Annotated in this window: 21 protein-coding genes, 2 pseudogenes and 1 riboswitch; of the genes and pseudogenes, 15 read left to right on the forward strand and 8 right to left on the reverse strand. The window is 53.0% G+C overall.

The window, feature by feature from the left end; all coding sequences use genetic code 11:
* Positions 1-97: 97 nt before the first annotated feature.
* The gene (locus tag AP057_RS03400; protein ID WP_014195273.1) at positions 98-547 is read left to right on the forward strand and encodes a MarR family winged helix-turn-helix transcriptional regulator; all 450 of its coding nucleotides are present in this window, start codon (positions 98-100) and stop codon (positions 545-547) included.
* Positions 548-636: 89 nt separating this feature from the next.
* Positions 637-1,203: a phosphate propanoyltransferase gene (locus AP057_RS03405; RefSeq protein WP_033006192.1), complete on the forward strand. Its 567-nt coding sequence runs from the start codon at positions 637-639 to the stop codon at positions 1,201-1,203.
* Positions 1,204-1,264: 61 nt separating this feature from the next.
* Here AP057_RS03405 and AP057_RS03410 read toward each other — a convergent pair whose 3' ends face one another.
* From AP057_RS03410 to AP057_RS03425, 4 genes and pseudogenes are all read right to left on the reverse strand, one after another.
* Complete coding sequence (locus tag AP057_RS03410) at positions 1,265-1,813, reverse strand: short-chain dehydrogenase (RefSeq protein ID WP_055358067.1); 549 nt, start codon at positions 1,811-1,813, stop codon at positions 1,265-1,267.
* 18 nt (positions 1,814-1,831) lie between these two features.
* Positions 1,832-2,566 (reverse strand): annotated as a pseudogene (locus AP057_RS03415) (alpha/beta hydrolase family protein); the annotation flags it as partial.
* A 401-nt stretch (positions 2,567-2,967) separates the two neighbouring features.
* Positions 2,968-4,254: pseudogene (locus tag AP057_RS03420) on the reverse strand (TolB family protein); the annotation flags it as partial.
* 123 nt (positions 4,255-4,377) lie between these two features.
* A complete protein-coding gene (locus AP057_RS03425) occupies positions 4,378-5,802 on the reverse strand; it encodes an amino acid permease (protein WP_055358069.1) in 1,425 nt (474 codons plus the stop codon).
* Positions 5,803-5,876: 74 nt separating this feature from the next.
* Positions 5,877-6,057, reverse strand: a riboswitch (Lysine riboswitch).
* A gap of 269 nt (positions 6,058-6,326) precedes the next feature.
* Here AP057_RS03425 and AP057_RS03435 point away from each other — a divergent pair.
* From AP057_RS03435 to AP057_RS03455, 5 genes are all read left to right on the forward strand, one after another.
* Positions 6,327-8,021, forward strand: coding sequence for a M3 family oligoendopeptidase (locus AP057_RS03435; protein ID WP_055358070.1), 1,695 nt, complete (start codon positions 6,327-6,329; stop codon positions 8,019-8,021).
* A 220-nt stretch (positions 8,022-8,241) separates the two neighbouring features.
* On the forward strand, positions 8,242-8,757 hold the full coding sequence (locus AP057_RS03440) for a GNAT family N-acetyltransferase (protein WP_055358072.1): 516 nt from the start codon (positions 8,242-8,244) through the stop codon (positions 8,755-8,757).
* A 131-nt stretch (positions 8,758-8,888) separates the two neighbouring features.
* Positions 8,889-9,617, forward strand: a complete 729-nt coding sequence (locus AP057_RS03445; RefSeq protein ID WP_049625072.1) for an ABC transporter ATP-binding protein — start codon at positions 8,889-8,891, stop codon at positions 9,615-9,617.
* Positions 9,614-10,639, forward strand: coding sequence for an ABC transporter permease (locus tag AP057_RS03450; RefSeq protein ID WP_055358073.1), 1,026 nt, complete (start codon positions 9,614-9,616; stop codon positions 10,637-10,639). Before AP057_RS03445 ends, AP057_RS03450 begins: the two co-directional genes overlap by 4 nt.
* An 11-nt stretch (positions 10,640-10,650) precedes the next feature.
* Positions 10,651-11,304 (forward strand): TetR/AcrR family transcriptional regulator, encoded by a 654-nt coding sequence (locus AP057_RS03455; protein ID WP_055358074.1) that lies wholly within the window; start codon positions 10,651-10,653, stop codon positions 11,302-11,304.
* Between the two features lie 27 nt (positions 11,305-11,331).
* Here the strand turns inward: AP057_RS03455 and AP057_RS03460 are convergent, their stop codons facing one another.
* The 3 genes from AP057_RS03460 to AP057_RS03470 all read right to left on the reverse strand — a co-directional run bounded on the left by AP057_RS03460 (position 11,332) and on the right by AP057_RS03470 (position 14,561).
* Positions 11,332-11,751, reverse strand: a complete 420-nt coding sequence (locus tag AP057_RS03460) for a DUF86 domain-containing protein (protein WP_055358075.1) — start codon at positions 11,749-11,751, stop codon at positions 11,332-11,334.
* Positions 11,741-12,148, reverse strand: a complete 408-nt coding sequence (locus tag AP057_RS03465) for a nucleotidyltransferase domain-containing protein (RefSeq protein ID WP_050368421.1) — start codon at positions 12,146-12,148, stop codon at positions 11,741-11,743. Before AP057_RS03465 ends, AP057_RS03460 begins: the two co-directional genes overlap by 11 nt.
* Before the next feature lie 280 nt (positions 12,149-12,428).
* Positions 12,429-14,561, reverse strand: a complete 2,133-nt coding sequence (locus tag AP057_RS03470) for an ATP-dependent Clp protease ATP-binding subunit (RefSeq protein ID WP_055358076.1) — start codon at positions 14,559-14,561, stop codon at positions 12,429-12,431.
* A gap of 267 nt (positions 14,562-14,828) precedes the next feature.
* On the opposite strand from AP057_RS03470, the gene AP057_RS03475 reads away from it, so the two are divergent.
* Together AP057_RS03475 and AP057_RS03480 are read left to right on the forward strand one after the other, a co-directional pair.
* On the forward strand, positions 14,829-15,575 hold the full coding sequence (locus tag AP057_RS03475) for a FixH family protein (protein WP_055358077.1): 747 nt from the start codon (positions 14,829-14,831) through the stop codon (positions 15,573-15,575).
* A 159-nt stretch (positions 15,576-15,734) separates the two neighbouring features.
* Positions 15,735-16,781: a membrane protein gene (locus AP057_RS03480; protein WP_049625071.1), complete on the forward strand. Its 1,047-nt coding sequence runs from the start codon at positions 15,735-15,737 to the stop codon at positions 16,779-16,781.
* 173 nt (positions 16,782-16,954) lie between these two features.
* Here AP057_RS03480 and AP057_RS17410 read toward each other — a convergent pair whose 3' ends face one another.
* A complete protein-coding gene (locus tag AP057_RS17410) occupies positions 16,955-17,158 on the reverse strand; it encodes a hypothetical protein (protein WP_033015868.1) in 204 nt (67 codons plus the stop codon).
* 139 nt (positions 17,159-17,297) lie between these two features.
* Here AP057_RS17410 and AP057_RS03490 point away from each other — a divergent pair, with 139 nt between their 5' ends.
* The 6 genes from AP057_RS03490 (at position 17,298) to queE (ending at position 23,059) form a co-directional block, all read left to right on the forward strand.
* Positions 17,298-18,812 carry a spore germination protein gene (locus AP057_RS03490; RefSeq protein ID WP_055358078.1) on the forward strand — a complete coding sequence of 505 codons (1,515 nt, stop codon included), beginning with the start codon at positions 17,298-17,300 and terminating at the stop codon, positions 18,810-18,812.
* 11 nt (positions 18,813-18,823) lie between these two features.
* Positions 18,824-19,909, forward strand: a complete 1,086-nt coding sequence (locus tag AP057_RS03495; protein ID WP_055358079.1) for a Ger(x)C family spore germination protein — start codon at positions 18,824-18,826, stop codon at positions 19,907-19,909.
* A 26-nt stretch (positions 19,910-19,935) separates the two neighbouring features.
* Positions 19,936-21,048, forward strand: a complete 1,113-nt coding sequence (locus AP057_RS03500) for a GerAB/ArcD/ProY family transporter (protein WP_055358080.1) — start codon at positions 19,936-19,938, stop codon at positions 21,046-21,048.
* Positions 21,049-21,219: 171 nt separating this feature from the next.
* Positions 21,220-21,891 carry a 7-cyano-7-deazaguanine synthase QueC gene (gene queC, locus AP057_RS03505; RefSeq protein ID WP_033015873.1) on the forward strand — a complete coding sequence of 224 codons (672 nt, stop codon included), beginning with the start codon at positions 21,220-21,222 and terminating at the stop codon, positions 21,889-21,891.
* Positions 21,888-22,325, forward strand: a complete 438-nt coding sequence (gene queD / locus AP057_RS03510) for a 6-carboxytetrahydropterin synthase QueD (protein WP_033015875.1) — start codon at positions 21,888-21,890, stop codon at positions 22,323-22,325. Before queC ends, queD begins: the two co-directional genes overlap by 4 nt.
* Positions 22,325-23,059 carry a 7-carboxy-7-deazaguanine synthase QueE gene (gene queE / locus AP057_RS03515; RefSeq protein WP_055358081.1) on the forward strand — a complete coding sequence of 245 codons (735 nt, stop codon included), beginning with the start codon at positions 22,325-22,327 and terminating at the stop codon, positions 23,057-23,059. The genes queD and queE overlap by 1 nt, the downstream gene beginning before the upstream one ends.
* Positions 23,060-23,076: the final 17 nt, after the last annotated feature.

Here is a 23,076-nt window from a genome sequence, read left to right on the forward strand (position 1 = left end):
AAAAATGGACCAGCGCCTGGCAAAAACGGTTGCCTGCCTGTTTGCTGTTCAAGTATAATGCAAGTAAGAAATGGTTAAATGCAAAGGGTTGGATGGCATGGAACAAAAAGAGCAAGAACTCGAGCAATCGCTAAAGTTGTTTATCGTATTGTCGCGGGCTTACCGCGCCGTAAGCGACCAAGTGAACAAATCAATCCACTCATTCGGGGTCAATCCGACCGAATTTGCCGTGTTAGAATTGTTATACCATAAAGGGGATCAGCCGCTCCAGCAAATTGGCGAAAAAATTTTGCTGGCGAGCGGGAGCATCACCTACGTCATTGACAAACTGGAAAACAAAGGATTGATCGTCCGCCGCGCCTGCGAAAAGGACCGGCGCGTCACGTACGCGTCCATTACAGAAGAGGGGCGGCGGTTTATTGAGCGCGTATTTCCCGAGCATGCGGAAAAAATTCACGAAACGGTTTCGGCGCTGACGGCGGCAGAAAAAGAGCAGGCGATTGCGCTGCTGAAAAAATTAGGATATGGGGCAAAAACAAGGGGCTGACGCGAGGTCGGCCTCTTTAATTTTGCCGGAAATGGATACGTTATATAAAGAACATACCATAGCCAGCAAAAAAGGAGAGATCACCATTGATGGTTCCAGTAGGGGTATCGAATCGCCACATTCATTTATCAAAAGAACACATGGCGGCGCTGTTTGGCGAAGGCGCCGAGCTGACGGTGCTCAAGCCGTTGTCGCAGCCTGGCCAGTTCGCCGCCAAGGAAACGGTGACGGTCGAAGGGCCGAAAGGGAAAATTGAAAACGTCCGCGTCCTCGGACCGGTCCGTTCGCTCACCCAGCTTGAAATTTCGAAAACCGACAGCTTCAAGCTCGGCGTCGCGCCCCCGGTCCGCTTATCCGGCGATATTGACGGAACGCCGGGCATTACGATTCACGGGCCGAAGGGGACGGTGACCGTCGACAAAGGGGTGATCATTGCCAAGCGCCACATTCATATGACGCCGAAAGATGCCGAGACGTTTGGCGTCCGCGATAAACAAGTTGTGAAAGTGAAAACGCAAGGGGAGCGGGCGCTCATTTTTGACGAAGTGATCGTCCGCGTCAGCGAAGATTTTGCGTTAGATATGCACATTGACACCGATGAAGCGAACGCGGCCGGCTTGAAAACGGGCGATTATGTCGAACTGCTTCCATCGTGAAACCATCCGCGCCAAAGGCGGACAAAGCACCCTCTCGGTACAAACGAGAGGGCGCTTCCCATTAATGCGGCCGCTTCTTCTCTGATGCTAGTGTGCCGACAAGATGAAACGGCGCATCACGCCGAATGGCGTCAATGACGCCGCTGCTGATTTCTTGATGGGTGAGCCAACGCGTGCTGTGCTCTTCGATCACGAAGCCAAGCTGAATTTGCCGGTACAGGCAAGCGGAAGACAAACGGAGTTCCCGCTTTGCCTCGGCCGGATGGGCCCGGCTGCCGGGCACGTGGAACAGACGCCAAGGACCGGGATGTCTGCTATTTTCCCGGATGATGGCCGGAAACGCCTGTTTCCCGTCGCTGTGCACCCATGCGACAACAAGGTCGAAGGCTCTGTTTTCATTGATTGTTTGGTGAATCAAGGAACATAGTACATCATGATCGCGATAATCGACCAAAAGCGGGGTAATGGCCTCCAGATGTGCGGCGCGGGCGATGAGCCGTTCCATCCGTTCCCTGTTCCGGGCGACGATGGATATATGGTACCCTTCTCGCACGAGCCAAAGCGACACGTCGGTTAACATGCCTGTCCCACCGATGACGAGTGCGTACATGGTGGTTCTCCTTTCGGATTAATGCGATGCTCCTTTCAAATAGCGGTCAAACCAGTCGACGATATGGCGAAGACGCTCAAGCCGAAGAGCAGGGTTGCCGGTGCGCGACAAATCGTGGTTGGCGTCCGGAAAGCGGACGAGCTTTGTTTCCCGCCCGAGCTGCTTTAAGGCGACAAACAGCTGTTCGGCCTGCTCAATCGGGCAGCGGTAATCGCGTTCGCTGTGCAAAATCAAAAGCGGTGTGCGCATGTGTTTGACGTATTTGAGCGGCGAATGATGCCAAAGCCGCTCAGCGTTTTCCAAAACGTCGTAGCCGACTTCCCATTTCGTGAAAAAGTAGCCGATGTCGCTCACGCCAGAGAAGCTGAGCCAGTTGGAAATCGAACGTTGAGTGACAGCCGCTTTGAATCGGTCGGTATGCCCAACGATCCAGTTCGTCATAAATCCGCCGTAGCTGCCGCCGGTGACGCCAAGCCGTTCTTTGTCAATAAAGTCGAACTTGCTGATGGCGGCGTCGACGCCAGCCATAATGTCTTCATAATCCATGCCGCCATAGTCGCCGCGCACCACATTGACAAACGACTGGCCGTATCCGTGGCTGCCGCGCGGGTTCGTAAACAGCACGGCATAACCGGATGAAGCGAGCAGCTGCAATTCATGGAAAAACGTAAATCCATACATCGCATGCGGCCCGCCGTGAATTTCGACGACAAGCGGCGCCTTTTCCCCTTCGTCAAGCTCAGGCGGTTTCATCCTATTTCGCGCAGGAGACTCCCACTTCAACGACCAAAGGGAGTAAGTGGGAGAGGAATGCGCGTTCCCCTTTTCTTTTGTGTATGATATAATAAAGGCGTGGAGAAAACCGTTTAATAAAGGCACTCCAATAACTGCTACTCGATGTATGGAGTTGGTTACAGGAAACGTTGTAACCGTAAAACATCGAGCGTAGATCCGTCTGTTGTGTGTGGAAGCCAAGTACTGCCAACAGACACACCGAGAGAATCGGTAACGATGCAGGCATGACCTGCGTCGTTGGGTAGTTGTCAACCTGCCCTGATGCAACCCCAAGTCAAGGAAGGAGGACGAAGTCCGCTTGTACTTCTGGGGAGTTGCAAGCCCCCACTTCAAGCGTTAGCTAAGTGGGGGTAGTTGACGATCCAGCCTTGAATCTCCAAACCGTCCGCCGATCGATACGTAAACGGTTCGGCATCGGCGAACACCACTTCGTTTTCGAGCGCTTCATTGGCACGCGTAAGCCGCGTTTTCGTTCCATCGGCAAGCGAGACCGCATATAAATCGCCAACGGACGTAGGCGAGCTGATGGCGGCAATGGCTTGCTGTTCACTTGGGTGGATGGCTAAACCGTATAAATGGAAGTTGCCTTCGATCACCGGAACGATCGGGCCGGCGAGCGAGACGAAATATGCGTTGACGCGTCCGCGCTCCGAGGCGGTGACATACAGGCCGCTTCCGTCGCTCGCCCAAATCGGTCCCGGCCCTTTCGCATCAGCGTGTGTGTCGCCGACCATGGCATCGCCGAGATGGACATCCCAATCGGCGGTCAACACCCGCTTCGTTCCACGCTCCGGCTCAAAGATGTAAAGCCGGTGAAGCGTAGCCCCGAGATAAGCAAGATCATGGCCGATGGCGGCGAGCTTCGTTCCGTCCGGCGACCAGGCGAGCGAAGCGAATGTGCCGCAGCCGTTCGTCAAGTTCGTTTCTGTTTTTTTCTCGAGATCAAGCAAAACAATGTCACGCGTAAAGGTTGTGTCCGGATCCTCGTTTCGGTTGGCGACAAAGGCAAGCGTCCGTCCGTTTGGCGAAATCGCAAACGAACCGATTTCCTCCTCGCGGCCCGTCAACGCTTCGATTTTTCCTGACAGCACATCGATGCGCGTGAGCACCGCCCGTTTGCCGTCAAGAAAACCAGCCGCGTCTGATTTGTAATACAGCCGCTCGACCACGCGCGGTTTCAGGTCGGCTCGCTTCACTTCTGCCTTTTCCGGTTCTTCGCGGTCTTCAATCGTTTCATCATCGCCAAGCGTCGTTAGGGCGATGAGAAACGTTCCATCCGGCGACCAAACGTAATCGCGCACACCGTTTTTGAAAAACGTCAGTTGGCGCGCCTCACCGCCATTGGCGGGCAAAAGCCAAAGCTGTGTGCGTCCGGAGCGGTCAGATAAAAAGGCGATTATTTCACCTCTTGGGGAAAAACGCGGCTTCATGTCGCGCCAGCGGCCGAACGTCCATTGACGGACGGAGCCGTCTGCCGCCCATATCCATAAATGGGAGCGGTATTGTTTTTCCTCATCAATCGATTTTTCCACAAACACGGCGCGCGTCCCGTCCGGCGCGTAGTGCGGGTCGCGCACCGAGCGGAGGCGAAGCAAATCTTCCGCCGTTATGCCGCGGCGTTTTGTCGGTTGTTCGTTGTTGTTCATCAGTTGGCCCCCTCTTTCTTTTAAGTAAAATGGAACTACATTGTATATTTCGTCTTCCGAAAGACAAGATCCTGCCTAAAACAGAAAAAACGAACGCCCAAACGATAGGCGTCCGTTTTTTAGCTATGCCGACAGTTTTTGTTTTTCATTTGCCTGCTGCGCTGCCTTTTTCACCTGCGGGTAGAAGATCACGCCGCTTGCCAGCAAGGCAACGCCCAGCAGGAACGTTTTCATATCCGCCGTCCCGGCGATGACGACCCAGACGGAATACAATGTTGCCAGCGCCGCAACGATGCCGTCAGCGAGCCGCTCCCGTCCTGCCGCATACGTTTCCCCCGTGAGCGTGAGCTTCAGCTGGAAGACGGAAGCAATCAAATATGGAACGAGATAAGCGAGCGTAGCGATGTAAATGACAAAATCGAACGCTGCCGCCATCGAATGGGAAATGGTCGAGAAAATGAACAGCTGGGCTAATGCATTCGATAGCGTCAACGAGAAGCTTGGCACGTTTTTCTTGTTTTCTCTCAAAAAGGCCGTCAAAAACAGCCCTTGTTTCGCCGCCTGGTACGGCACCTCAGCGCTCAGCAAGATCCAGCCGAGCGTCGAGCCGAGCAGACTAATGAGCCCAAGACCAGCCAACACGTAGCCGCCCGCCGGTCCGACGATGGCAATGATGGCATCAACGAGCGGTTTTTCCGATTGAATCAGTTCGCGTTGCGGCAAGACGCCCATCACCAAAAAGCTGATGCCGATGTAAATGGCTAAGGCGATGAGCAGGCCGGCGATCGTCGCCCGTTTTACGTCCGCTTGTTTGCGCGCGCGGGAAGCGAACACCATCGCCGATTCAACGCCGACAAACGCCCAGAGTGTCGATAACGCGGCGTTGTTGATTTGTCCAAGCAAACCGATCGGCTGTCCGTCTCCGTCATAACGCGGGGCATCAAGCGGGCCGATGACCGCTTTGTCAAAGGCAAACAAGGCGATGACGATAAATAGGAAAAAGCCAAGCACTTTGGCCGCGGTGGCGACAAAATTCAGCTTGCCAGCGCCTTCTACACCGCGCAAAATGATGATATGCATCCCCAAAAGAAGCGCCGTGCAGACGAGAAAGGTAAGCAAATTCCCAAGCTTTAGCGTAAACGAGCCCATCGTGAGAACGGTTTTGTCGCTCGTTAATACAGGGAAAAATGTCGACAAGTAGCTCGCAAACGTCGTGATGATGGCGACATTGCCGGCAAAGTTGCCGACCCAGTAGCCCCACGATGACATAAATCCCGATAAAATCGAGAGATTGGAGCCTTTCGGAAACAGCTCCTTCGCGTAAATTTGCGGTCCGCCGCCTAAGTCGGGCTTGCGGATTGCCAAGTTGCCGAAAACAAGCGCCGTCATGAGAACGCCGGCTCCGGTCAGCAGCCAGGCGAGCATCACGCCGATGGGGCTCGAAGCCTCCGCCAACGAGCGCGGCAGCATGAAAATGCCGGAACCAACCATATTGCCCACGACAAGCGCGGTTAACACCCAAATGCCAAGTTTTCGTTGCTGATCCAAGGTCAAAACGCTCCTTTCAAAAAAAAAGAAAGCACCCGCGCCTCTTCAGCGGGTGCATGATTCGCATCCAACTGAATGGCGATAGCGCTCCATCGCCCAAGGGCGATGGCAGTCCTGCGCCTGTTCGGACGCAGGCCCAGCTTGCGCCGCCGGAGCGCGCCGCAAACTTCGGCGGTGAACCCTTTCCCGCTGCATCATCGACCGCTCCGAGCCTCGACAGCGCTACTTTTGTTCACCGCAACCTCTATCCCATTGAAGTGGAGAGGGGGTATATCGTTGTCGACATTATATTACTCAATTCAACAAAAAACGTCAATTCAATTCAACAAAAAACGTCAATATGTTTTTGGAAAATGTATATGATGCAAAGGTTGCGAAATATGAGTGAAATGATTAGTATAATTTGTGGTGATGAACCCAGAGAATGGGAAATCGAGAAGGATTTTGAGGATTCATGGCGAATAAACAGTAGATCGGCTGAGTGATGAAAAAATATAAAAATGAAAGGAAAGAAGGGACAGAGCATGAAGTTTTCCGAATTTCGTTACGAGCGGCCGGACATCGCTCAATTGCAAGCATCGTTTCAAGAAGCGCTTGATTCGTTCCGCCGCGCCGGGAGCGCCGCCTTGCAACACGAGGCGATGAAGCGGATCAATGAGCTGCGCCGCCGCTACAGCACGATGGCGAACCTTTGCCATATTCGCCATACGATCGATACAAACGATGAGTTCTATAAGAAAGAACAAGACTTTTTCGATGAAACGGAGCCGATCGTCAAGGGGCTTGTCAACGATTATTACCGCGCGCTTGTTTCCTCGCCGTTCCGCGCTGAATTGGAACAAGTATGGGGGAAACAGCTGTTTGCGTTGGCGGAAACGCAACTGAAAACATACGCGCCGGCGATTGTAGAGGACTTGCAAAAAGAAAACAAGCTGGCCAGCGAATATACGAAGCTCATCGCATCGGCGAAAATCATGTTTGAAGGAGAGGAGCGGACGCTCGCCCAGCTGCAGCCGTTTGTCGAGTCGCCGGACCGCACGATGCGCCAACGGGCGAGCGAAGCGCGGTTTTCGTTTTTCACGGACCACGAAAAAGAGCTCGATGAGCTGTATGATGAGCTCGTCCACGTCCGCACAGCGATCGCCCGCAAGCTCGGTTTCCAAAACTTTGTTGAGCTCGGCTATGCCCGTTTAGGCCGGACCGATTACAATGCCGACATGGTTGCAGGCTATCGCCAGCAGGTAAAAACGCACATCGTCCCGCTCGCGTCCAAGCTGCGCGAGCGCCAGCGGCAGCGGATTCAGGTCGACCGGCTTACATATTATGATGAGCCGTTCATGTTTCCGAGCGGCAACCCGGCGCCAAAAGGGGACGCCGCTTGGATTGTTGACAACGGCCGGCGCATGTATGAAGAGCTGTCGCCGGAAACCGGCGAGTTTTTCCGCTATATGGTCGAACACGAATTGATGGACCTCGTCGCCAAAAAAGGGAAGGCGGGCGGCGGCTATTGCACCTATATCGATGATTACAAGGCGCCGTTTATTTTCTCGAACTTTACCGGCACATCCGGCGACATTGACGTATTGACCCATGAAGCCGGACATGCGTTCCAAGTGTATGAAAGCCGTCATTACGACATTCCGGAATACAACTGGCCGACGCTTGAGGCGTGTGAAATCCATTCGATGAGCATGGAATTTTTCACATGGCCGTGGATGGAGCTCTTTTTCGGCGAAGACGCCGACAAATACCGGTTCGCCCATTTGAGCGACGCGCTCTTGTTTTTGCCGTACGGCGTGGCGGTCGATGAATTTCAGCACGCGGTCTACGAGAACCCGGATATGACGCCAGCGGAGCGGAAGAGTGTCTGGCGCAGCATCGAAAAAGCGTATTTGCCGACAAGAGACTACGCCGGCCATGACTACCTTGAGCGCGGCGGGTTTTGGCAGCGGCAAGGGCATATTTACACCGATCCGTTTTATTACATCGATTACACCCTTGCGCAAGTGTGCGCGTTCCAGTTTTGGAAGCGGGCGCAGGAAGACCGGGAATCAGCCTGGCGCGACTATGTGGCGCTTTGCCGATTGGGCGGCAGCCGGCCGTTTACTGAGCTCGTCAAAAGCGCCAACCTAAAGTCGCCGTTTGCTGACGGGGCGGTCGCTTCGGTCGTCGGCCATATCGAGCGGTGGTTGGACAGCGTCGATGACAAAGCCTTGTAAAAAGAAGCAAAGAAGGCGGGCGGGAACAGCACCGCCCTGCTTTTCTTTATCATCTCGCGCCGAGAAGACCCCCACTTCCACGTGTTGGGCGGGGATGGCTTGGTTGACAGCCTGCTGTGGGGCGGGTGTTTCCAACAATCTCTCACCTCAAAGCTCAAGCGTAGGTGGGAGAGCGTTCAATTTGAAAACTTCTATCAAACTGGGGAAAAGGGGGAAAACGATGATCCGTAAAGCCACATGGGTCGACGCACTGGCCATCGCTTCGGTCCACGTCGAAAGTTGGAAGACGACGTACAGCGGCATCGTGCCGGACGCGTACTTGGAGACGTTGGCAGTGGGAGAAAAACAAACGTTATGGGAGAAGGTGCTCCGCCAATCGGACCATTCCGTGTTTGTCGCCGAGGAAAACGGACGCGTCGTTGGATTCGTCTCCGGCGGACCAAATCGGGCAGCCGACGGTCTGATAGCGAAGTATGACGGGGAGCTGTATGCGATTTATTTGCTTAAAGAGGTGCAAGGAAAAGGGCTCGGCTGGCAGCTCGTGCAAGCGCTCGTCGGCGATTTGACGCAAAAAGGCATTCATTCGCTGGTCGTCTGGGTGCTTGCCGACAATCCGTCACGCGGTTTTTACGAACGGCTTGGCGGTGAAAAACTGGCCGAGGAAAGGGTGGAAATCGGTGGAAAAGCATTATGGGAGTGGTGCTACGGCTGGCAAGACATGCAAACGATGAACTAGGAAGGGGCTGCCGACAGTTCGGCAGCTCAAAAAATTTGTTTTGTGAGTGATTACTCACTTTACAAAAAGGTTTATCTTTTTTATACTATATATGAGTGATTACTCACTACTATGCAAAAGGGAGAAAAGCAATGACCGCCAATCCATGTATTCAAGTCGAGCGTGTCTCCAAGCGGTTTGGAAAAAAAGTAGTCATCGACGATGTGTCGTTGGAAGTCCAGACGGGGGAAATATTCGGCCTGCTCGGCCCGTCGGGGGCGGGCAAGACGACGTTGGTGCGCATGATCGCCGGCATTGATGCGGCGAGCGAAGGGACGATTCGCGTGCTCGGCGTGAATATGCCCAATCTTGGCGCCATGAAGCGGATCGGCTTTATGGCCCAGTCGGATGCCCTGTACGGAGAATTGACTGCGCTGGAGAACATGCAATTTTTTGCTTCCATCTACGGGTTGCGAGGGAAAAAACAAAAGGAGCGGATCGATGACATGTTGGCGCTTGTCAACTTAACGAATGATCGAAAAAAGCTGGTGCACCAATATTCAGGAGGGATGAAGCGTCGGTTGTCGCTGGCGATCGCCTTGCTTCATGAACCGGACGTGCTTATTTTGGATGAGCCGACGGTCGGCATCGATCCGTTGCTGCGCCAATCGATTTGGGCGGAGCTTGAGCGGATTCGCCAGCGCGGCACAACCATTGTCGTCACGACCCATGTGATGGATGAAGCGGAAAAGTGCGGGCGGCTTGGCATGATTCGCGAAGGCCGTCTGATCGCCGTCGGCCGCCCGGATGAATTGAAACAGGAAGCAGGCGCGGAAACGATTGAGCAAGCGTTTTTGACGTTTGGAGGTGTCCGTCGATGAGAGTGTTGGCCATTGTCGTCCGCATCATCCGCCAGTTTTTCCGCGACAAGCGCACGCTGGCGCTCATGATTGTCGCGCCGATGTTCGTCTTGTTGTTAATGGATTTGGTGTTTAATGGCGAAGAATACAAACCAGCCATTGCCGTCAGCGAACACGTGCCTGAGGTGGTTGTTGACAAGTTGAAAGAAGCAGGAGCGAACGTGAAAGAGCTGTCAGCAAAACAAGCGCGAAAGCAGCTGGACGATCAAGACATTGACGCGTGGCTTGACATGAGCGGAAGCGCTCCGCACCTTACGCTGGAAGGAAGCGACCCGACGGCCAATCAGGCGGTGATGGTCGCGGTGCAAAAGGCGTTTCAGTCCATGGCGCCCAAGCCCCCGTTTCAGCTGAAAACAACGTATTGGCACGGATCAAGCGACATGGCGTCATTTGATTATTTCGGCCCCGTGCTGATCGGCTTTTTCGTCTTCTTTTTTGTCTTTTTGATTGCTGGAGTGTCATTTTTGCGCGAGCGGACGAACGGGACGCTCGAGCGGCTGATGGCGACGCCGCTCAGGCGCTGGGAAATGGGCGTTGGCTACATGATCGGGTTCGGATTGTTTACCACGATTCAAGCGAGCTTAATTTCACGGTTTGCCATTGATGTGCTTGACATGATGATGGAAGGTTCGTTTTGGTATGTGCTGCTCATTACGTTTTTGCTGGCGATGACAGCGCTTGCGCTTGGGATGCTGCTGTCGGCGTTCGCCAACAACGAGCTGCAAATGGTGCAGTTTATCCCGCTTGTCGTCGTGCCGCAAGTGTTTTTCTCGGGTTTGTTCAATCTCGACACGATGGAACAATGGCTTCGTTCCTTAAGCGTCATCATGCCGCTCACCTACGGGGCGTACGCGCTGCGCGATATTATGGTGCGCGGAGAAGGTTTTAGCGCCATCGCCGTTGATGTGTACGTGCTACTTGGCTTTACGATGCTGTTTATGCTATTAAATGTAGTAGCATTGAAAAAATACCGCAAGCTGTAAGGAGTAGAGTCATGAGCGAGCATTCATGGATTCAGGAATTGCTGCAAATCGGCGGCAAGGAAGGGCAGTTCAGTGAAAAGCAACTGAAAATTTTGGAAGCCGCAGTGGAAATGTTTGCCGAAAAAGGCTATGCGGCGACTTCCACGAGTGAAATCGCCAAAAAGGCCGGGGTGGCGGAAGGCACGATCTTCCGCCACTATAAGACGAAAAAAGACTTATTGTTGGCGATCGTCACGCCGACATTGTTTCAGTCCGTCGCCCCGTTTTTGGCGAAAGAGTTTGTCCGTGAAGTGTTTGACAACGAATATGAGACGTACGAACAGTTTTTGCGCGCGGTGTTTTCCAATCGCTACGCCTTTGTGAAAAAGTATTTGCCAGCGATTCGTGTGCTTTGGCAGGAGCTCGCCTTTCATTCCGAGATTAAACAGTGCTTTCAACGCGTGTTTACAGAGCACGTGTATCCAAAATTCGCCCGCATTGTCCGCCATTTTCAAGAGAAAGGGGAGTTGGCCGAGCTGCCGGTTGATTCGGTCATCCGCTTGACGATCACATCGCTCGCCGGCTTTTTGGCCGGCCGCTTTCTCCTTTTGCCTGACCACAATTGGGACGATGAGGCGGAAATGGAGCGGACGATTCACGTGTTGATGAACGGTCTGCGGCGCTAACCGGCCGGCTTCCGCGTGGGAGCCGGCCTAGCTGTTTTTCTTGGCATAATCGAGGATGGCTTTCGTAAATTGTTTGAAATCATCAAGATGGTGTTCGACGATGGCTTGCAAGATGCCAAGGTTCAGTTGTTGATAGTCGTGAACGGCGACGTTGCGGAATCCGACCATCGCCTTCATCTTTTTGCTTATGGAAGGGGAGATGACCCCATGTTCTTCGAGGAGAGCGAATGCATCGCGGCTATGCTGCGGCAATCCGAATTTCTGCTCGGCCACAATATGCATGGCCAAATCGATGCATGCCTCGCACGCCCGCTGTAAATTGAGAATGATCGAGTCTTGTTTTGTATAATTTTGTAAATTTTGGGGGTCGTGGTCATATTCTTCGTCAATTCGTTTCAGACATCGTTCAATGATGCTGACCTTATTCAAAATCACATCATGTTTCATACACCGACCCACTTTCTGCAATTCGTTTTAATACTGGCGCCCTCTCTTCATTCAGCTTTGCATACATTTTCAACGTTTTCATTTCAAACTCCATTCGTTTCCGTTCGTCGCAACAATCGATCACCTTTCCGCTCGAGACGACTTGCGCTTGAAACACCGTGCTGGCTTGGCGCAAATCGACAAGATCGACATCTCGCCCTAACTTGTCAGCCAAATGCCCCGCGAGCCGAAACAGCTCATACGGATCATGCGGTTCGCCGTCGCTGACAAAGGCGATATCGACATCACTGTCCGGGCGCATCGCCCCACGGGCGGCTGAACCGAACAGGTAGATGACGAACGGGTGAAGAGCCGGGCGGAGCGTCTGAATGATGATCGTCTCCATTTCGTTTGGCAATCGCGATGCCCCCTTGCGTTTTTCTTCATTATAGCAAAATCTTATTGTTCTTGGCGAAAAGATGGAAAAAGAAAAAGGGATGGCGATGATGCGCCAATCCCTCTGAGCGAAAGAAGCAGGGGCTGATTGATTCATTTCCTCCTTACATACAAACTTCGGGGCGGCTCTTTTTGCTGCTCTTCCCTAAAACACTTCCTCACCCCGAAAACGGGATGGGGCGATGTTCGAGTCATTCGGGTGATGGATGATATAGGTGTGCGCGTTGGTCGTTACGCCACAATTAGGCGATTTCCGCCACAATGGCATTGTCCTTGACATCGATACGGATCGCACGCACCGATTGATCCGCGTCAAGCAGGCAGTCGGCGATGTTGTCTTCGACATGCTCTTGGATGACGCGGCGGAGCGGGCGGGCGCCAAAGGCCGGATGGTAGCCGAGTTCGGCCAGTTTTTCTTTCGCCGCTTCGGTCACTTCGAGTTCGATGCCTTGTTCGCGCATCGCTGCTTTGACGTCAGCGAGCATTAAGTCGACGATCTCAAGCAAGTGTGCTTTTTCGAGCGGCTTGAACTCGATGATGGCGTCGAAGCGGTTCAAAAATTCCGGCTTGAAGTAGGCGCTCAAAGAGTCAAGGACGCTTGTTTGCCCGTTGCCCTCTTTTTCAAAGCCGACGGTGATTTTTTTGTCGGTCGCACCGGCGTTGCTTGTCGCGATGATGACCGTGTCTTTGAAGCTGACGGTGCGGCCTTGGCTGTCGGTTAGGCGGCCATCTTCTAAAATTTGCAAGAAGATGTGCTGTACATCCGGGTGCGCCTTTTCAATCTCGTCAAGCAAGATGATGCTGTACGGATTGCGGCGCACTTTTTCCGTCAGCTGGCCGGCTTCTTCAAAGCCGACATAGCCCGGCGGCGAACCGATCAGCTTCGAGACGGAATGTTTCTCCATGTATTCGCTCATATCGAGGCGAATCATGGCGTCTTTTGTGCCAAACAGCTCTTCAGCGAGCGTTTTGGCGAGCTCCGTTTTCCCGACGCCGGTCGGGCCGACGAACAAGAACGAACCGATCGGGCGGTTTTTCGCTTTCAAGCCGGCGCGGCTGCGGCGAATGGCTTTGGCGACTTTTTTCACCGCTTCCGCTTGGCCGATCACTTTTTTCGCCAAGTGTTCTTCAAGATGTTTCATTTTTTCTTTTTCATCGGCTTGCAGCTTGCCGACCGGGATGCCGGTTTTCTCGGCGATGATTTGTTCGATGTCGGCGGCATCGACGACAGGGCGTTCTTGGTTGACGCCTTGCTCGAGTTGTTTTTCGAGCTTCAGCTCTTCATCGCGCAGTTTCGCCGCCAATTCGTAGTTTTCTTCTTTCGCCGCTTGTTCTTTTTCTTTCGCGATTTGCATCAACCGCTCTTGCAGTTGTTTTTCATCGGTCGGACCGAGGCGCAAGTTCGCTTTCGAGCCGGCCTCGTCAAGCAAGTCGATCGCCTTGTCCGGGAGGAAGCGGTCTTGAATGTAGCGGTGCGACAGTTTCACGCACGCTTCGATCGCTTCATCCGTATAGCGGACATGGTGGAATTGTTCGTATTTCGGCTGGATGCCTTTTAAGATGACGATCGCTTCCTCAACGGTCGGCTCGTGGACGATGACCGGTTGGAAGCGGCGCTCAAGAGCCGCGTCTTTTTCAATTTGCCGGTATTCTTTGAGCGTCGTCGCCCCAACGACTTGCAGTTCCCCGCGGGCGAGCGCCGGTTTTAAAATATTGCCGGCGTCCATCGAGCCTTCAGCGGCGCCAGCGCCGACGAGCAGGTGGATTTCGTCAATGAACAAGATGATGTTTTTCCGCTCTTGCAATTCGGCGATGAGCCGTTTCATCCGCTCTTCAAATTGACCGCGGATGCCGGTGTTGGCGACAAGCGACGCCACATCAAGCAAGTACACGTCTTTGTTCAATAGTTTTTCCGGCACTTGCCCTTCGGCGATTTTCAGCGCAAGCCCTTCAACGATGGCTGTTTTCCCGACACCCGGCTCCCCGATCAACACCGGGTTGTTTTTGTTGCGGCGGTTTAAAATTTCGATCACGCGGGCGATTTCTTTGTCGCGGCCGATGACCGGATCGATCAAGCCCGCTTTGGCCATTTGCGTCAAGTTGCGGCCGAATTGATCCAAAAATCCACCGCCATGGCTTTGCGGGCGTTTCGCCATCGTTTTCGGCGCGCTCATTCCGGCGTTGGCGGCTGTGAACGGGCTAGTAAAGAAGTCATCAAAGGAAAACGGCGAAAAGCCGAAGTTCATTGGAATGGACAGTTGTTGTTTTTGCTTTTCATAGCATTCATGGCACAGGTGAAGTTGTTGTTTTTCCCCGTTCCATTGCAAGTTGACAAACACTGTTGCTTCACGTTGTTGGCATGCTTGGCAGCGCATGAGGCATACCCCCTTTTCTCTTATTCGGGATTTGACTTTGACTTTCTTTGACCTTACGACTTTATTATACTTTGACCTTTTTTGACTTTCAAGTGTTTTGTACAAAAAAATTGTGATAACGACGAAATGTTTTTGAAAAAATGGTGAATACTAATGTAGTTGCGGCAAAACTATGATAGAGTGAAAAACAGAAAAAGAGGCGGAAAAGACTCCGTCTTTGGTGCTCATGATGATCATGAATTTGAAGGAAAAAGGAGAAAGGTGAAGATGAGAAGACAGGTTGGTTTCGCGTTTGCTGTTGTACTTTTGGGGATGATGATCATGGCTGCTTGTACAAATCACAACAAGCAAGCTGAGACGCCGGCCGTGCTTGACGTGAAAATCGATGCGCCGGATCATATCGATTTGAACAAGCCGACCAAGCTCGCCTGCGTCGTGACGTACGGCGGTGAAAAAGTGGACGATGCGAGCGAAGTCAAGTTTGAAGTATGGAAACACGGAAGCAGCGAGCGGGAAATGCTTGAAGCGAAGCATGACGGCGATGGCCGCTACTCGGTGGAAAAAACGTTTACCCAAGCGGGAACATATTCGGTCGTCGCCCATGTGACGGCGCGCGATATGCATAACATGCCGAAAAAAGATATTGTCGCCGGCAACCCGGAACAGGCGGCGACGGCCGACGGTGCGAGCGAAAATTCCCAAGGCAGTGCTGAAGAACACCATCATGGCACCGTCGCCATTTCGCTGTCGTCCCGTTCGTTCGAAGCCGGAAAACCGGCGGCGTTGACCGTCCGCCTCTCCAAAGATGGGAGGCCGTTGACAGGTGCGACCGTTCGTTTTGAGATTTGGCAGGCGGACAATAAGCATGAATTTGTCGATGCAAAGGAAAAAGGAAACGGCGAGTACGAAGCCATGGCCATGTTTGCCAACAAAGGAACGTATTCGGTGAAAGTGCACGTCGAAGGAAGCGGCGGGCTGCACGAACATCAAGTCGAACACGTGACAGTTCATTGATGGAAACGCGATTTCACATCGCATGCCATATTAATGAAGAGAGTTTGCGGTGTGTGAGAAGGCATCTTGTCTCGGATGCCTTCTTTTTTCGTTCTGTCGTCTTTCTTGTCCATGCCGGACATATACATATATATGGAAAAGCAACGGACAAGGAGGGAGATGGAGGATTTGGGCAAGAGACACGATTGGTCGGAGGCGTGGCAAATCGCTGCTGTTTACGTTGGAACGGTGATTGGGGCAGGATTTGCGACCGGAAGAGAGATTATGGAATTTTTCACTCGTTATGGGACGGCTGGAACGGTTGGCATCATCATCAGCGGTTGTTTGTTTATATGGGGGGGCGCGCGGCTCATGGTGATGGCGCGCCGCATTGGAGCCGCGTCCTATGATGAATTGAATCGCTATTTGTTCGGAAGAATGTTGAGTCCGTTTGTGACGCTTGTGATGACGGCGATGATCGCGGGGGTGACGGCGGTGATGATCGCCGGGGCGGGTGCCGTGTTTGAAGAGCAGATCGGCTGGCCGAGACAGGCGGGCGTCACACTGACGCTCGGTTTGGCGCTTCTTGTCATGTTGTTTGACCGCAAAGGGCTGTTTGGCGTCAACGTGTTCGTCGTGCCGATGATGATGATCTTGAGCGTTGCCGTATGGATCAAAATGATGATGGCTGGAGACTTATGCCGACCGGATATAGCGGCATCGGATTATTCACTGAAGGCAATGTTGTCCCCGTTTTCGTATGCGGCGTTTAACTTGGCGATGGCGCAAGCGGTGTTGGTGCCCGTTGCCCGCGAAGCGGCCAGTGAGCGGGCGGTGAGGCGCGGAGCGATGTTGGGTGGGGGGATCCTAACAGGGTTGTTGCTTCTCAACCATATTGTGTTGCTGTCGTTTCCGCAAAAGGATGGTTACGATATTCCGATGGCCGAAGTAGTTCGTGCGTTTTTTGCCATGCTATATTGGTTGTATGTCGTCGTCATTTACGGAGAAATTTTTACCTCGGTCATCGGCGGCTTGTTTGGGCTTGCCCGTCAAGCGCGCATTTGGGTGCCGATCAGTGGAAAAGGGATCGGCGTGCTGCTCGTGTTGGTGTTTGTCGCGGTCAGCCCGTTTCGCTATGGGGAGTTGTTGTCGTTTCTTTATCCGCTGTTTGGCTACATGAGCCTGATGTTATTGTGGCTCCTTTGGCGCCGCAAGCTGCCGCGTTAGCAAACAGGCCCTTTCGCTTTCCCTGCCTCTTCTGTTCTGGTGCGGGGGTGAAAGGGCTTATTGTTTTTCCGTACACCGCCCACCCAATAGGCATTCCCTCGCTTTCATTGCATTTCGCAAAACGGGGGCTTTTTTCGAGATGGTCCTCCCGCATGCGGATGTTGAAAGCATGATTACGAGCGAAAACGGGCGATCATCGCTTCCAAATTGCGGGCTGCGTCGGCCAGGGCGTCAGCTTCTCCCGCCAGTTCATGAAGAGCGAGTGTTTGCCGCTCGAGCCCCGCCTCCGTCTCTTGCACCATATCGGAAAAGTCGGCCGTTTCTGTCATTTTTTTCAACGCTCGTTTCGACCGACGCTGTTTCGTCAGTTCGCTCATAGACGATTCTCTTTTTTTATTTATCTATTTTCAATAATATATAGAATATTTTGTCTAATCAATAAGATGAAAGGGGGATGCATAAAAATATCGATCGATTGGAAGACTATGCCGTAAACGGAAAGGCGAGGGGATGTTCGTGGGTTTATTCTCATTTTGGAAAAAAAAGAAAAAACGCCCCCCTCAGCGGCCCATTTCGCAGCTTTGGGAAACGCTGCGGCAATCGAGCGATTTTGTCGAAGTGTCGTTTGTTGTGGGAGGCAAGGAGCTGTCGATTTATTATTTTGATTCACTCGTCGATCCGCAAGTGCTGCAAGAGCGGATTCTTTGCCATTTGCAAAACGACATTCCAAACCATCCGACGGTCCGCTTGGAAGACTTGCAGCAAATCGTGCCGATTCTGCGCATTGAAGTGAGCGAAGACACGGCGCTGATTGAAGAGAAGGTGCTGAAAGGGTTTGTCGCGGTCACCTTCCGCGAGCAACCGAACAAAGCGGCGCTCATGGGCGCCGCCGCCGAAAATTTAGGGCTTCGGGAAAACAATGATTCGGAAAACGAATTCAGCGTCGTTGGGCCCAAAGTCGGATTTGTGGAAAATGTCGGCGTCAACTTGCATCTCATCCGCCGGCAAGTGGTGACGCCGAATCTTGTCTTTCGGGAAATGTCGATTGGTTCGGTGTCGAAAACGAAAGTGGTCATCGCCTACATCGATGGCGTCGCCAATCCGGAAGTCGTTCAAACGGTGACGCAGCGGCTTGAGTCCATTCATTTTGACGTCGTGTTTGACAACGCCATTTTGGATCAGCTGCTCGCGGACAATTCACGGACGCCGTTTCCTCTTTTTATCTCGACCGAGCGGATCGACCGGACCATCTATGCGCTTGTGTCGGGTCAGGTGGCCATTTTTTGCGACGGCTCCCCGTATGCCGTGATTGGCCCCGCCGCTCTTTTCGATTTTTTTACGTCGCCGGAAGACTATTATTTGCCATGGGTGCTCGGCACGTTTTTGCGGCTCATTCGGTTTTTCGGCGTTGCGTTCTCGGTGTTAGCGTCGCCGATTTATGTGGCGGTGCTGACGTATCATTATGAAATGATTCCCGAAGACTTGCTCGGTCCGATCATTTATTCCCGCGCGAACGTGCCGTTTCCGCCGATGCTCGAGGTGCTGTTTTTGGAAATTACGATCGAGCTGTTGCGCGAGGCCGGGGCGCGGCTGCCGACGAAAGTCGCACAAACGCTCGGGATTGTCGGCGGGATTGTCATCGGGCAAGCAACCGTTGATGCCGGGCTGACGAGTACGTTTTTGTTGATTGTCGTCGCGTTGGCGGCGCTCGCTTCGTTTACAACGCCGATTTTCAAAATGTCCAACACGATCCGGTTCATTCGGTTTCCGTTTATTTTGTTTGCTGCATGTTGGGGCGGGATCGGCATTATCTTTGCCGTCTGCGGGCTGCTCATTCATTTAGGGCGGCTGCAGTCGTTTGGCTATCCGTATTTGCTGCCGTTTTATCCATTTCGTGTGCGCAGCTTCCGCGATACATTCGTTCGTTCGCCATACAGTGAAACGGCGGAGCGGCCGATGTTTCTTCGTCCGCGGTCGCGGTTTCGTTACGATCCGAATGCGGCGAAGCAAAAACGCGATATTGATGAGTAAGGGGGATCGTGATGAGGCGTGGGCTTCTATGGCTCGGTGCGCTGCTGTTGCTTGGCGGCTGCGCCAGTTCGCGGCCGATTGATGAAATTCAAATTATCCAACAGATGGGGTATGATTTCGAGAACGGCCGCTACACGGGCACCGCGGTGTACCCGACGTTCAAGCAAGGGCCGATGACAAAGCCGAATATGCTGACGACGACGTCGCCGACGGTCTACGACTTGATTCCGCGCCTGTCATCGAAATCCGCGCTGCCGGTTGAGGAAGGGCAGCTGCGCTTGATTTTGTTCGGCAAGGAGTTTGCCAGGCGGGGGGTGACGCAAATTACGCACAGCCTCGCGCGCAACAACAAAGTCGGCAGTCATTTGCTGCTTGGCGTGGCGGAAGAAAGCGCGAAGGAGCTGCTGAAAATCGCGGCGAACACGACGCTGAGCGATACGTTGTATTTGCCGAATCTGGTGGAGCAGAATGAGCAGTCGATGAACTTGCCGAAAACGAATTTGCACTTGTTTTTGTATCGCTATTTTTCCCCAGGCAGCGATCCGTTTTTGCCGTATTTTGAGAAAAAAGGAGATTTCGCCAAGCTTGAAGGGGTCGCGTTGTTTCGCGACGACCGATACGTGGGGCATGTGAGTTTGCGTGATTCGTTTTTAATGAAAATTTTGCTTGGAGAAACGAAAAACGGCGTCTACCAGCTGAAGGTTGGGAATCGCGGGAAACAGGGCGAGGATCGGGTGATGCTGCAAAACTTATGGGCGAAGCCGAAATATGAATGGAAGCGTGATGGAGGCCGCCATGTGCTTGATGTGTTCGTCCATATCCATGCGTCGGTGAGAGATTACCCGTCATGGCTCGATCAGCCGGGTCAAGATTTGTTTGCTGATGTGAAGAAAAAAATGCAAAATGAATTGGAGCATAATATGCGTCGGTTATTCCGTTATTTTCAGAAAAAACGGATTGACCCGCTCGGCATCGGCGATTTTGTTCGCAGTGTGACAAGACATTGGGATTCCGACGCGTTTTACCGTGAATACCCGGAACTAGACATCCGCCCGCACGTCACGGTGGATATCGTCCATACCGGCATTGGCGAATAAGACGGGGAACATGAGGAGGGATTAGGATGAAGCAGGCCATTCAGGAACGGTTTCTCATCTCCCCGTTTCTTGTGTTTTTTGTCATTCATGCTACGCAAGTTGGGGTCGGGGCACTCAATTTTCAGCGTCCACTGATGAAAGAGGCGGGGCAGGATGCCTGGATGGCAGTCTTAATGGCCGGGCTGTCGGCGCACGTGTTGATTTGGCTCATGTATCGGCTGCTGTCGCATTTGCCATCAGGCGGAGACCTCGTGTCGCTTCATGAACAGTACTTCGGGCGGTGGATCGGCGGGGTGCTGAGCCTTGGACTTCTTTTTTACTACGCGTTGGCGGCGTTTATGGTGCTTCAATCATACATTGAAGTCATTAAAGTATGGGTGTTCCCGTTGATGGGGGCGTGGCAGTTCAGCCTTATGTTTTTGCTGATGACGTATTATGTCGTCTCCGGCGGGTTTCGCGTCGTTGTCGGCTTATGCGTTTGGGGGGTGGTGATTCCGCTGTTGACGATTTTTCCGATGTTTTTCTTTCCGCTTGAGTATGCTCAATACCGGAATTTATTGCCGGTGTTCGACCATTCGTTTGGGCAATTGGCAAAAGCATCGAAAGAGATGGTGCTGCAATATTTAGGGTTTGAAATGCTGCTGATGTATTACCCGTTTTTAAAACAGGCTCCGTCCTCGCAAAAGTGGGCGCATGCGGCCAACGCATTTACGATGTTCATTTATTTTGTTTTGATCCTTATTTCCATCGTGTTTTATAACAAAGAGCAAATTCAGCATATTACATGGCCGACGCTGACGATGGCCAAAATTCCGGAAGTGCCGTTTATCGAGCGGATGGAGTATATTGTCATCTCGATTTATGTGCTTGTTGTGTTCCCGATCATCGCGGTCTCTATTTGGGCGGTGACGCGCGTGATCAAACAGCTGTTTGCTGTTCAGCAGCGCCGTTCGCTTCCGGTGCTGCTCGCTTGCTTGTTTGTCGGGGGAATGTTTTTTCAGGAGAAGACACATATTGAGCAGTTGACGGAATGGACAGCGAAGGCGGGATTTTATCTTGTCGTGGTGTATGTTCCGCTCCTGTATGTGTACGTATGGGTGGCGGAAAAAGTGAAAAAGGCGCTACAACAAAAGCCATAAGTATGGTATAGTAAAGAAGAAAAACAGAAGAATCGCAATTCCGTACGCTTGTACGGGAGAGGTTTCTAGCAAAACCCTCTATAAAAAACTAGGGACGGCTGTATCCTAGGGGTATGGCCTTTTTGTTTTGGAAACCTCTTCTTCTGCTGATTCAGAAGGAGGTTGATTGTGATGAAGATGAAGGAAGAAAAGGCGGTTGTCGTCTTCAGCGGCGGCCAAGACAGCACGACGTGTTTGGTTTGGGCGAAAGAGCAGTTTGGGGAAGTGGAAGCGGTGACGTTTGACTATGGGCAGCGTCATCGCCGCGAAATTGAAGTCGCTCAGGCAATTGCCGCTGAGCTTGGCGTTCGCCATACGGTGCTCGATATGTCGCTGCTTGGGCAATTGGCGCCGAACGCCTTGACGCGTGATGATATCGCCATCGAACAAAAGGAAGGCGAGCTGCCGACGACGTTTGTGGACGGGCGCAATTTGTTGTTTTTATCATTCGCCGCGGTGTTTGCCAAACAACGGGGCGCGCGCCATCTCGTCACCGGAGTGTGCGAAACAGATTTCAGCGGCTATCCGGACTGCCGCGATGTGTTTATCAAATCATTGAACGTCACGCTGAATTTAGCGATGGATTACGAATTTGTCATTCATACGCCGCTCATGTGGCTGACGAAAGCGGAGACGTGGAAGCTCGCGGATGAGCTCGGGGCGCTCGAGTTCATTCGCACGAAGACGCTGACGTGCTATAACGGCATCATCGCCGACGGCTGCGGCGAATGTCCAGCATGCGTGCTGCGCAAGCGCGGATTGGATGACTATTTGCGGGAAAAAGCGGGGGTGGAAGCACAATGATGCATCAGCTCTATCCTCAAGTTTGGCACGATTACCGTTATGAGTTGAACAAAGATATGCACATCGCCGCCGCCCATTTCATCCCGCACGAAGCGGCCGGAAGCTGCGCAAACGTGCACGGCCACACGTACATCGTCAATGTGACGGTCGCCGGCGATGAGCTTGATGAGAGCGGTTTTTTAGTCAACTTTCAAACGTTAAAACAGCTCGTTCATCGCAAGCTGGACCATACGCTGCTCAACGACCATAGCGATTGGTTTGACGGTCATGACCCGAATCGGTTTCCGACGTCGGAAGTGGTGGCGCGCACGATTTATGAAACGATTCAGCGCTATTTGGATACGCTGCCGCACAAGCCGAAATGTTTGCAAGTGTTTGTCCGCGAAACGTCGACAAGTTATGTCGTCTACCGGCCGAAAGCGGGGGACCGGTAATGACGCGCACGATTCCGGTGTTGGAGATTTTTGGTCCGACCATCCAAGGAGAGGGAATGGTGATCGGCCAAAAGACGATGTTCGTCCGCACAGCCGGCTGTGATTATCGCTGCCGCTGGTGCGATTCGGCGTTTACGTGGGACGGATCAGCGAAAGACGAGATCGAGCAGTTGACGGCAGACGACATTTGGCGGCGGCTTGAAGCCATGGGCGGCCGCCGCTTCCGCCACGTGACGATTTCAGGCGGCAACCCGCTTCTCATTGCCGCTCTTGGAGAGCTTGTCGCCCTTCTTCACGAAAAAGGGGTGCGCGTTGCGGTTGAAACGCAAGGGAGCCGCTGGCAAGACTGGCTGCTCGATGTAGACGATGTCACCATTTCCCCAAAACCGCCAAGTTCGGGGATGGACACCGACTGGTCGGCGCTCGATCAAATCATGGAACGGCTGCAGGCTGACCAAAGCCGGGTGCGGCGCATCAGCTTGAAAGTCGTCGTCTTTGATGACACCGATTTGGCGTATGCGAAAGAGGTGCACTGCCGCTACCCAGGTGTTCCGTTTTATTTGCAGACAGGAAACGCCGATGTGGCCGATTCAGATGTGGATGCACTCCGCGCGAAGCTTCTCCATCGGTTGGAATGGCTGGTGGAACGAGCCGCCGATTCGGAGGAGCTGGCCGACGTCCACATCCTGCCGCAGCTGCACACGCTTCTTTGGGGAAACAAGCGCGGCGTGTAAAGCGGGGTGCGGCGATT

Source organism: Geobacillus sp. Sah69 (genome assembly GCF_001414205.1).
Taxonomy (GTDB): Bacteria; Bacillota; Bacilli; order Bacillales; family Anoxybacillaceae; genus Geobacillus; species Geobacillus stearothermophilus.